Genomic DNA, 10,541 nt, shown 5'->3' on the forward strand with positions numbered 1-10,541 from the left:
GACGGCGATGATCGAGGTCCCCGGCGGAACGCTCCTCATGGGGTCGGACGAGTTCTACCCGGAGGAAGGCCCCGTCCACGAACGGCGTGTGGAAGCGTTCGCGCTCGATCAACACCCCGTGACGAACCGCCAGTACGCCGCGTTCGTCGAGGACACCGGCTACATCACGATCGCCGAGCGGCCGATGGACCCCGCCGACTACCCCGGCGTGCATCCGGACGACCTCGTCCCCGGCGCCATGGTGTTCACGCCGACCCGAGGCCCCGTCGACCTGCGCGACTGGCGGCAGTGGTGGCGGTGGGAGCCCGGTGCGTCGTGGCGCCAGCCGTTCGGACCGGCCTCGTCGATCGACGACCGCCTCGATCATCCGGTCGTGCAGGTCGCGTACCCCGATGCCGTCGCCTACGCTTCGTGGGCGGGCCGGCGCCTTCCCACCGAGGCGGAGTGGGAATGGGCGGCGCGCGGTGGCCTCGTCGGCGCCCGCTTCGCCTGGGGGGAGGAGACAAAGCCGGGCGGCACCCTCATGGCGGACACGTGGCAGGGCGCCTTCCCGTACCGGAACGACGGTGCCGACGGGTGGATCGGCACCGCTCCGGTGGCCTCGTTCCCCGTCAACGGCTACGGCCTGCACGACATGATCGGCAACGTGTGGGAGTGGACGGCGGACTACTGGACGCACCGGCACGTGCCGCCGGGAGCCGTGGGCGTGGAGGCGGGGCATCGAGCGAGCCTGCTGTCCTCCGAACCCGGGTCGCCCATCCCGCGCCGCGTTCTCAAGGGGGGATCGCACCTGTGCGCTCCGGAGTACTGCCTCCGCTACCGCCCCGCGGCGCGATCGGCGCAGGCGGAGGACACCGCCATGACCCACATCGGCTTCCGCTGCGCCCTCTGACCGCCCGGAGTTCCCCGACTCAGACGGGGTCGGGGAACAGGGACGCCCAGTCGTCGCGGACGCTCACCACGGTGTACCCGCGGTCGGCGGCTGCGTGGAGGGCCTGCTCCGCTCCCGTGTCGTAGGGCGTGTCGTCGCGGTCGGCGTCGTCGTGATGGATCAGCAGTGCGAGTCCGGGCCGAGGGCCGCCGTGCGCGAAGTCGAGCATCGGCATGTCGCCGTTCGAGTTGCCGGCCGCCAGGAGCGGGCGCCGGCCGATCCGACTCCAGATCCGCACCGGCTTCTCCGGCCCGTCGTCGAAGAAGGCGAGGGCGGAGGAGTAGCGGACGCTGGCATCCTTCTCGTCGTAGGCGAGTCCGAGCGCCGAGCCGATCACGCGCTCGGGAGGGATGCCGTAGTTCGCCTGGGTCATCGGTCGCATGAAGTCGCGCTCGCCGCCCGACACGATGTAGCAGGTGAAGCCGTGGCTCTCGAGATACCGCAGCAGCTCGACCATCGGGCGGTACACCGATTCGGCGTAGGAGCGACCGAGGAGCGGGTGCTGCGCGGTGCGGTAGAACTCCGTGACCGAACGGGCGTAGTCCTCCACGCTCACCCCGTCGGTCAGCCCCAGGAGCGCGTGGATGATGACGCCGAGGTCGGAGTCGTCGCCGGCGTAGTGCTTGTCGATCGCGGTGCCGAGCCAGGCGAGGTCACCGGTGACCGCGGCGCGGTAGGGCTGCCGGTCGGCCAGGGAGGGGTCACGGGTCGCCTCCTCGCGCCAGCGCTCGACGACGTAGTGCAGCTGGGTGGGCATGGGCTTCTCCGACCAGAGAGTGCCGTCGTTGTCGAACACGGCGATGCGTTCGTCGACGGGGACGGGGTCGGGGCCCTCCGTCACGGCGGCGACGAACGCCTCGATCGTGCGCCGCGTGCCGGTGTCCCGCCAGGAAGACAGAGGTGAGGAGTCCATGACCGCGATCCTCCCAGGCGTGGCGTCGGATGCCGAGCGTCCCTCACCCGGAGCGGACGAGTCCCGCTGCGACCGGGCGTGCGGGAATACCCTCGCAGGGTATAGGGTTGTGCCGAAGGAGTACCCCAGGGGGGTATCCCGAGGAAAGGAAGCATGATGAGCACGAGCGAGTACCAGGTCACCGGAATGACGTGCGGCCACTGCGAGATGGCGATCCGCGGCGAGGTGTCGCGCATCCCCGGTATCGAGGGTATCGATGTGAGCGCACAGAGCGGGAAGCTCGTGGTGCGCAGCTCCGCCCCCGTCGACGACGCGGCCGTGCTGGCCGCCGTGGACGAGGCGGGTTACCAGGCGGTCCGGTCCTGATGGACACCCCGTCCGCGACCAGCGTGGAGCTGGAGATCGGCGGCATGACCTGCGCGTCGTGCGCGATGCGGATCGAGAAGAAGCTCAATCGTCTCGACGGCGTCACCGCCACCGTGAACTACGCGACCGAGAAGGCGAGCGTCACGGTGCCCGCGGGCATCGACACCGCCCTGCTCATCGCCGAGGTCGAGAAGACCGGATACACCGCCGTCGTCCCCGTGCCTCCCGCTCCCGCGGGTGCGGAGTCCGACGGCGAGGAGCCGGATCCGGAGCTCACGGCGTTGCGTCACCGGCTGATCGCGTCCGTCGTGCTCACCGTCCCGGTCATCGCGATGGCGATGATCCCGGCGCTCCAGTTCACGTACTGGCAGTGGCTGTCGCTCGCGCTCGCGGGTCCCGTGATCGTGTGGGCGGCGTGGCCGTTCCACAAGGCGGCGTGGATCAACCTCCGGCACGGTGCGGCCACGATGGACACGCTCATCTCGATGGGCACGATCGCCGCTCTGCTGTGGTCGTTGTACGCGCTGTTCTTCGGTACCGCCGGAATGCCCGGCATGACGCACCCCTTCGAGTTCACCGTCGCACCCAGTGACGGTGCCGGGAACATCTACCTCGAGGTCGGGGCGGGGGTGACCACGTTCATCCTCGCCGGGCGCTACTTCGAGAAGCGTTCCAAGCGGCAGGCCGGTGCGGCGCTCCGGGCGCTGCTGGAGCTCGGAGCGAAGGAGGTCGCGGTACTCCGGCAGGGCGTCGAGACCCGGATCCCGACGAGCGAGCTCCGGGTCGGGGACGAGTTCGTCGTGCGCCCGGGGGAGAAGATCGCCACCGACGGCGTGGTGGTCAGCGGCACGTCCGCGGTCGATGCCTCGATGCTGACCGGCGAGTCGGTGCCCGTGGAGGTCGGTCCCGGCGATGCCGTCACCGGCGCCACGGTGAACGCCGGAGGACGCCTGGTGGTGCGTGCGACCCGCATCGGCGCAGACACCCAGCTCGCCCAGATGGCGCGGCTCGTGGAGGAGGCGCAGACCGGGAAGGCCGAGGTGCAGCGCCTCGCGGACCGCATCTCCGGAATCTTCGTGCCGATCGTGATCGTGATCGCCCTCGGCACGCTGGGAGTGTGGCTGGCAGCCGGGTTCCCGGCGTCCGCCGCCTTCACCGCCGCGGTCGCGGTGCTCATCATCGCGTGCCCCTGCGCACTGGGCCTGGCCACGCCGACCGCCCTCCTCGTCGGCACCGGTCGCGGTGCCCAGATGGGCATCCTCATCAAGGGGCCCGAGGTGCTGGAGTCGACCCGGAAGGTCGACACGGTCGTGCTCGACAAGACGGGCACCGTCACCTCCGGTCGCATGACGCTGACGGCGGTGCACACCGACGACGGCGTGCAGCGCGAGGAGCTGCTGCGGCTCGCCGGTGCCCTCGAGGACGCTTCCGAGCACCCCATCGCGCAGGCAGTGGCGGCCGCGGCCACCCGGGAGCTCGGCGCCCTGCCGAGCGTCGAGGAGTTCGCGAACGTCGAGGGCAGGGGCGTCCAGGGCATCGTCGACGGCCACGCCGTCGTCGTGGGACGCGCCTCGTTGCTCGCCGACTGGTCGCAGCACCTGTCCGCGGGGCTGGCTGCGGTCAAGGCCGAGGCGGAGGCCCAGGGCAAGACTGCGATCGCGGTGGGCTGGGACGGTCGTGCCCGCGGGGTGCTCGTCGTCGCCGACACGGTCAAGGCCACGAGCGCGGAGGCGGTGGCGCAGCTCCGGGCGCTGGGACTGACGCCTGTCCTGCTCACGGGAGACAACCGTGCGGTGGCCGAGCAGATCGCCCGCGAGGTGGGGATCACCGAGGTGATCGCCGAGGTGCTGCCCCAGGACAAGGTCGACGTGGTGCGCCGGCTCCAGGGCGAAGGAAAGGTCGTCGCGATGGTGGGAGACGGCGTGAACGACGCCGCGGCCCTCGCCCAGGCGGACCTCGGGCTGGCGATGGGGACCGGGACCGACGCGGCGATCGAGGCCAGCGACATCACGCTCGTCCGCGGCGACCTCCGCAGCGCGGCCGACGCGATCCGCCTGTCCCGCCGCACGCTCGGCACGATCAAGGGCAACCTGTTCTGGGCGTTCGCCTACAACGTCGCAGCCATCCCGCTCGCGGCGCTCGGCCTGCTCAACCCCATGCTCGCCGGTGCGGCGATGGCGTTCTCCAGCGTCTTCGTCGTCGGCAACAGCCTCCGCCTGCGGTCCTTCCGCAGCAGGGCGGTGGACACCCCGTGAACGAACGACAAAGGAGTACCGACATGTCCGATTCCCCCGCAGGATCCTGCTGCAGCGTCCCGCGCCAGAGCGGCGTCTCCGCCGAAGGGCGCACCGACCTGCTCGCCGTGCCGGCCGAGGGCATGGCCGAATGCCCGGTGATGGCCGGAACGCCCGTGGTGATCGCGACCGCCGAGGCAGCGGGCCTGTATCGCGACCACGAGGGCACCCGCTACTACTTCTGCTGCGCGGGCTGCGGGCCGGCGTTCGACGCTGATCCCGCGAAGTACACCAGGGCGGCCTGAGCCCCCACCCGTGCGGGGCCGCGACAGATCCGGCCCCGCACGGCATCATCGACGTTGGAGGGAAGACATGAGCACCTCGCATCACGACCATTCCGCGCACGGTCACCCCGGGGGAGCGGGGACCGGGACGCACGCGGATCACACCGGACACGCGGAGCACGCCGCGCCCGGAGACCACACGGGACACAGTGCGCACGCCGGGCACGGCGGACACGCGGGTCACGGCGACCACGTCGCCCAGTTCCGGCGGCTGTTCTGGATCATGCTCGTCCTGGCCGTGCCGACCGTGCTGCTCTCGGGCATGTTCGCGATGATCGTGGGCTACCCGCTTCCCGACATCCCGGGTCTGGCCTGGGTGTCGCCGGTCCTCGGCACGGTCATGTACGTGTGGGGAGGAAAGCCGTTCCTCACCGGCGCCGTCAGCGAGATCCGTGCCCGGCAGCCCGGCATGATGCTGCTCATCGGGCTCGCGATCACCGTGGCGTTCGTCGCGTCGTGGGGAGCGAGTCTCGGGCTGCTGCATCATGAGCTCGACTTCTGGTGGGAGCTCGCTCTCCTCATCGTGATCATGCTGCTCGGGCACTGGATCGAGATGCGGTCGCTGGCGCAGACCACCTCCGCCCTCGACTCGCTGGCCGCGCTGCTGCCGGACGAGGCCGAGCGCGTCGAGGGCGATCAGGTCGTGCGGGTGGCCCCGTCGGACCTCCGCGTGGGCGATGTCGTGGTGGTGCGCCCCGGCGGGAGCATCCCTGCCGACGGGCGGATCGTCGATGGCCGCGCCTCGATGGACGAGTCCATGGTGACGGGGGAGTCCCGCACCGTCACACGGACGACCGGCGACGCGGTGACCGCGGGGACCGTCGCCACCGACTCCGGCCTCCGCGTGGAGATCACCGCGACCGGAGACGACACGACGCTCGCGGGCATCCAGCGGCTCGTGACGGAAGCGCAGAACTCCTCGTCCCGCGCACAGCGTCTGGCCGATACGGCCGCCGGCTGGCTGTTCTGGTTCGCGCTCGGTGCTGCCGCGATCACCGCGGTGGTGTGGAGCGCGGTCGGCCTGCCGGACGACGCCGTCATCCGCACGATCACCGTGCTCGTGATCGCCTGCCCGCACGCGCTGGGCCTGGCCATCCCGCTCGTCGTCTCGATCGCGACCGAGCGCGCGGCCCGTGGCGGCGTGCTCGTGAAGGACCGGCTGGCCCTGGAGAGCATGCGCACCGTCGACACCGTGCTGTTCGACAAGACCGGCACGCTGACCAAGGGCGAGCCCGTCGTCTCCGAGGTGTCGGTGGCCGGTGCGGAGACCGCGGAGGAGGTGCTGGCGCTCGCCGCGGCCGCCGAGGCCGACAGCGAGCATCCGCTGGCGAAGGCCATCGTCCGGGCCGCTCGCGACAAGGAGCTCCGCGTGCCGGCGAGCCGCGACTTCTCCTCCTCGCCGGCGGTGGGGGTGACCGCGACGGTGGACGGCGCCGTGATCCGCGTCGGCGGCCCGCACCTGCTCACGGAGGAGGATGCCCACGAGCTCCCCGTCGCGGAAGGGTGGCGTGCGGACGGCGCGATCATCCTGCACGTGTTGCGGGACGGCCGCGTCATCGGGGCGCTCAAGCTCGCGGACGAGGTGCGTCCGGAGTCGCGGGATGCGGTCGATGCGCTGCACGCGCTCGGCGTCCAGGTCGTGATGATCACCGGCGACGCGGAAGCCGTCGCGCACACCGTCGCGGCCGACCTCGGCATCGACCGTGTGTTCGCGGGCGTCCGGCCGGAGGACAAGGCCGCGAAGGTGCAGGAGCTGCAGCATGAGGGCCGCAGGGTCGCGATGGTGGGCGACGGCGTGAACGACGCCCCCGCGCTCGCTCAGGCCGACGTGGGCCTGGCGATCGGCGCCGGAACGGACGTGGCCATCGCCTCCGCCGGGGTGATCCTCGCCGGAGACGACCCGCGCTCCGTGTTGTCGGTGATCGAGCTCTCCCGCGCCTCGTATCGCAAGATGACGCAGAACCTCTGGTGGGCGGCAGGGTACAACCTGCTTTCCGTCCCGCTGGCCGCGGGTGTGCTCGCTCCGATCGGCTTCGTGCTGCCGATGTCGGTCGGCGCGGTGCTCATGTCGCTGTCGACGATCGTGGTGGCGCTCAACGCGCAGCTGCTCCGGCGGCTCGATCTCCGTCCGGAGGTCGTCACCGCGGGCATCCTGCAGCGCTGAGCGCCACCACGCCGCCGTCTCGGTCCCGGCTCAGTGCCGACGGCCGAGACGGCGGAGAGCGCGGACGCTCAGGACCACCGTCAGCACCCAGGGTCCCACGACGATGATCGGGTCGAGCCACGTGTGCCGGAGATCGATCCGTCCCCGTCCGAACCGCGACGCGAGCGGACGATGCTGCGGTTCCGCGAGGACACCGGTCTGCGTGATGGGGTCGTCCGGTCGCCGGGTGAGCAGGGAGCGCGCGTGCGCCGTCACGGCATCGACCCGGTCGCCCAGCACGAGCAGCAGCCAGCGGGTGTTCTTCGTCTCGCTGAACCGGTCGTAGGCCACGCGCCGGATGGCGCCGGACAGGCCGTGCAGCGGCTGGGCGGTGCCCCAGACGGGCGGCAGCATCCCGTGCTCGATGGAGCGCTCGCGGCCGCGGTCGGGGCCCTGACGCTCGGGGAGGTCCCAATGCGCGCCGGTGTCGCCGACATCCTCCAGCTGCTGCCAGGTGCGGCGGTGCTCGGGGGCGAGGTCGGCGCCCCAGCCCGGGATCCGGGCACGCAGCTCCTCGGGGGTCGGTGCGGGGATGGGTCGAGAGCCTTCGTACGGCATGGTCATTCCTCTCCGACGACGATGAGCGGCTTGATGCAGTCGTCGAGCTTGGACGAGAACACGTGGTAGGCCTCCGCGATGTGCTCCAGCGGGAAGCGATGCGTCAGCAGCTCGGAGGGACGGATGTGCCCCGCCTGGATGTGTTCGAGCAGTCGAGGCCACTGCCTCTTCACGGGAGCCTGGTTGCCGCGCACCGTGAGTCCCTTGTTCATGATGTCGCCGAGGCGCACCGAGGTCACCAGAGGACCGTACGCGCCGAGGATGGACACGGTGCCGCCCTTGCGCGCGCTGTCGATGGCCCAGTTCACCGCGACGGGGGAACCGCCCTGCAGCTTGAGCTTCGCGGCGGTCACATGCTGGACGACGCTGCCGTCCGCCTCCGCGCCGACCGCGTCGATCACCACGTCCGCGCCGAGGTAGCCGGTCGCCTTCTTCAGGGCGAGCACGATGTCACCGGCTTCGTGGAGGTGCATCGTCTCGGCGAAGGCGAAGTCCCGCGCCTTCTCGAGCCGGTAGTCGAGGTGGTCGACGACGATGACCCGGCCTGCGCCGAGGAACCAGGCCGAGCGGGCGGCGGCCAGGCCGACGGGACCGGCGCCGAACACGACCACCGTGTCCCCTTCGGCGATGTCGGCCTGCTGCGCGCCGAAGTAGCCGGTGGAGAACGCGTCGGTGAGCAGCAGCGCGTCTTCGGAGGCGAGCCACTCCGGGATCACCGACGGGCCGACATCCGCGAACGGCACACGCACGCGCTCCGCCTGCCCGCCGTCGTACCCGCCTGTCGTGTGCGAGTAGCCGTAGATCCCCCCGACCGCGGTCGCGTTCGGGTTCACGTTGTGGCAGTTCGAGAAGAGGCCTCGGCGGCAGAAGTAGCACGAGCCGCAGTAGATGTTGAACGGCACCATCACCCGGTCTCCCGCCCGCAGGCTCTCCACCGAGGGGCCGACCTCCTCCACCACCCCGACGATCTCGTGACCGAAGGTGTGCCCGATGCGCGTATCGGGCATCATGCCGTGGAAGAGGTGGAGATCCGACCCGCACACGGCGGCTCTCGTGACCCGGACGATCGCGTCGTTGGGGTGTTGGATCGTCGGATCAGGTTTCTCCTCGACGCGGATCTTGTACGGTCCGCGGTAGGTCATCGCCTTCATCGGATGCTCCTTCGCTACGTGGAGTGACCGACGCTAGGCGCCGCCTCGAGGATGACTCAGGGCATTGACGGATGGCGCCGGGGAGCGTAGCGGGCCGAGGTCAGGCTCTGGGCGGGGACCCGATCTCCGCGCGTGCCCGACGGCTGCGGGCCGCGAGCACGAGGCCACCGAGGACCGCGGCGAGGAGCGAGCCGACGAGCACGCCGATCTTCACGTGATCGTCCGCGACGCTGCTGCTGCCGTACGCGAGCTCGCCCACCAGCAGCGAGACCGTGAACCCGATGCCCGCGAGCAGGGACATGCCCGCGAGATCCGGCCAGCGCAGCGACTCATCGAGGCGCAGGGCCGGTACGCGACTCAACAGGAAGGTCGTGAGCAGGATGCCGACGGGCTTACCGAGCACGAGCCCCACGATGATACCGATCGTGATGGGGTCGGTCAGCGCCGAGACGAGGCCGTCCACGCCGCCGATCTCGACCCCGGCCGCGAAGAAGGCGAACACCGGCACGGCGACGAGGGTCGCCACGATGCCCCAGCGATCCGCGAAGTGCGCGGCGAGACCGTCGTAGACCGGGGCGCCGTCGGCGTCCGTCCCGGTCCGCACCCGCGCGCGCTCCGTCGGACGCACCGGCACCATGAAGCCGAGCAGCACCCCCGCGACCGTCGCGTGCACCCCGGAGGCATGTACGAACGCCCAGACGGCCAGGGCGAGGGGAAGCAGGATCCACCAGGACCGGATGCCGTTCTGCACGGCGAGTGCGAAGCCCGCGAGGGGGAGGAGCGCCAGGATCAGCCAGGGGAAGCTGATGGTCTCGGTGTAGAAGGTGGCGATGATCGTGATGGCGATGAGGTCGTCGATGATCGCGAGCGTCAGCAGGAACACCCGCAGGGCGGGCGGCAGGAAGCGGCCGACGACGGCGAGCACCGCGATCGCGAACGCGATGTCCGTGGCCGTGGGGATCGCCCATCCGCGGAGGACCTCGGCGCCCGACGCGGCGTTGATCGCGACGAAGAAGAGGGCGGGGACGATGACGCCGCCCACCGCGGCGGCGATCGGAAGCGCGGCACGGCGCGGGTCACGGAGACGACCGGCGACGAACTCCTCCTTCAGCTCCAGTCCGACGACGAAGAAGAACACGGCGAGCAGGCCGTCGGCGGCCCAGGCGCCGACACTGAGCTCGAGGTGCCACTCCGGGATCCCGAAGCGGAAGTCCCTGATGGCCTCGTACCAGGGGGCAGCGGGGGAGTTGGCGAGGATCAGGGCGGCGAGCGTGGCGGTCAGGAGCAGGCCGCCGCCGAGCACGTCGCTGCGGGCGGTGGAGCGGATGCCGCGCCAGAGCTCATGCGGCGCGAGACGGAATCGGGCAGGGGACGACGAAGAAGACACAGGGATACCTCACGGCAGATGGATGGGTGACGTGATGGCGCCGCACCCGTCCGGGCGCGGCCTATCCCTGTGGCGGCGGGCAGCCCGCGATCTCGCCGTGCGAGAGGGTGCCCCAGACGCTCGTCCACCCGTTGGTGCCGGGGTGCAGGACCACGCGCATCCACTCCGTCATCGGCGTCGCGGATGACAGGCGGCGCGGAGCGCGCGTCGAACCGGCGATGAGGAGGGAGGGCACGGATCCAGGCTACCGGTCCGGGCGGCGGGCCCGCTGAGCGACCTCCGGGGGAACGAGAAGAGGGACCGTCCGTCTGGACGATCCCTCTTGCTGTATGTGCCCCCGACAGGAGTCGAACCTGCGACCTACGGTACCGGAAACCGGCGATACTGCACATGTGCAGTTGAATACGGTGCATACGCGCGCTAAGGTGGCATTACTGACGCATACGGTGCATGG

10 protein-coding genes are annotated in these 10,541 nt (G+C 70.9%); 5 read left to right on the plus strand and 5 right to left on the minus strand.

Annotated features, from left to right (window positions below; all coding sequences use genetic code 11):
- Nucleotides 1–7: 7 nt before the first annotated feature.
- Entirely contained in the window at nt 8–892 is an 885-nt protein-coding gene (locus KZC57_RS16000; protein WP_374206619.1) for a formylglycine-generating enzyme family protein, read from the plus strand.
- A gap of 19 nt (nt 893–911) precedes the next feature.
- Here KZC57_RS16000 and KZC57_RS16005 read toward each other — a convergent pair whose 3' ends face one another.
- Nucleotides 912–1,844 carry an HAD family phosphatase gene (locus KZC57_RS16005; protein WP_060921620.1) on the minus strand — a complete coding sequence of 311 codons (933 nt, stop codon included), beginning with the start codon at nt 1,842–1,844 and terminating at the stop codon, nt 912–914.
- 156 nt (nt 1,845–2,000) lie between these two features.
- Here KZC57_RS16005 and KZC57_RS16010 point away from each other — a divergent pair, with 156 nt between their 5' ends.
- The 4 genes from KZC57_RS16010 (at nt 2,001) to KZC57_RS16025 (ending at nt 6,952) form a co-directional block, all read left to right on the plus strand.
- Nucleotides 2,001–2,210, plus strand: coding sequence for a heavy-metal-associated domain-containing protein (locus KZC57_RS16010; RefSeq protein ID WP_060921631.1), 210 nt, complete (start codon nt 2,001–2,003; stop codon nt 2,208–2,210).
- Nucleotides 2,210–4,465 carry a cation-translocating P-type ATPase gene (locus KZC57_RS16015; protein ID WP_247642175.1) on the plus strand — a complete coding sequence of 752 codons (2,256 nt, stop codon included), beginning with the start codon at nt 2,210–2,212 and terminating at the stop codon, nt 4,463–4,465. The genes KZC57_RS16010 and KZC57_RS16015 overlap by 1 nt, the downstream gene beginning before the upstream one ends.
- A gap of 23 nt (nt 4,466–4,488) precedes the next feature.
- Nucleotides 4,489–4,749 carry a YHS domain-containing protein gene (locus tag KZC57_RS16020; protein ID WP_025103119.1) on the plus strand — a complete coding sequence of 87 codons (261 nt, stop codon included), beginning with the start codon at nt 4,489–4,491 and terminating at the stop codon, nt 4,747–4,749.
- A gap of 67 nt (nt 4,750–4,816) precedes the next feature.
- Entirely contained in the window at nt 4,817–6,952 is a 2,136-nt protein-coding gene (locus KZC57_RS16025) for a heavy metal translocating P-type ATPase (RefSeq protein WP_247642176.1), read from the plus strand.
- 30 nt (nt 6,953–6,982) lie between these two features.
- On the opposite strand, the gene KZC57_RS16030 is transcribed toward KZC57_RS16025, so the two are convergent.
- From KZC57_RS16030 to KZC57_RS16045, 4 genes are all read right to left on the minus strand, one after another.
- On the minus strand, nt 6,983–7,549 hold the full coding sequence (locus KZC57_RS16030; protein ID WP_060921617.1) for a hypothetical protein: 567 nt from the start codon (nt 7,547–7,549) through the stop codon (nt 6,983–6,985).
- Nucleotides 7,550–7,551: 2 nt separating this feature from the next.
- Nucleotides 7,552–8,700 carry a zinc-dependent alcohol dehydrogenase gene (locus KZC57_RS16035; RefSeq protein ID WP_105949599.1) on the minus strand — a complete coding sequence of 383 codons (1,149 nt, stop codon included), beginning with the start codon at nt 8,698–8,700 and terminating at the stop codon, nt 7,552–7,554.
- Between the two features lie 100 nt (nt 8,701–8,800).
- Entirely contained in the window at nt 8,801–10,087 is a 1,287-nt protein-coding gene (nhaA, locus tag KZC57_RS16040; protein WP_247642177.1) for a Na+/H+ antiporter NhaA, read from the minus strand.
- A 61-nt stretch (nt 10,088–10,148) separates the two neighbouring features.
- Nucleotides 10,149–10,322: a hypothetical protein gene (locus KZC57_RS16045; RefSeq protein ID WP_164498170.1), complete on the minus strand. Its 174-nt coding sequence runs from the start codon at nt 10,320–10,322 to the stop codon at nt 10,149–10,151.
- Nucleotides 10,323–10,541: the final 219 nt, after the last annotated feature.

The sequence above is a fragment of the Microbacterium sp. KSW4-4 genome, assembly GCF_023091185.1.
In the GTDB taxonomy this organism is placed as follows: domain Bacteria; phylum Actinomycetota; class Actinomycetes; order Actinomycetales; family Microbacteriaceae; genus Microbacterium; species Microbacterium paraoxydans.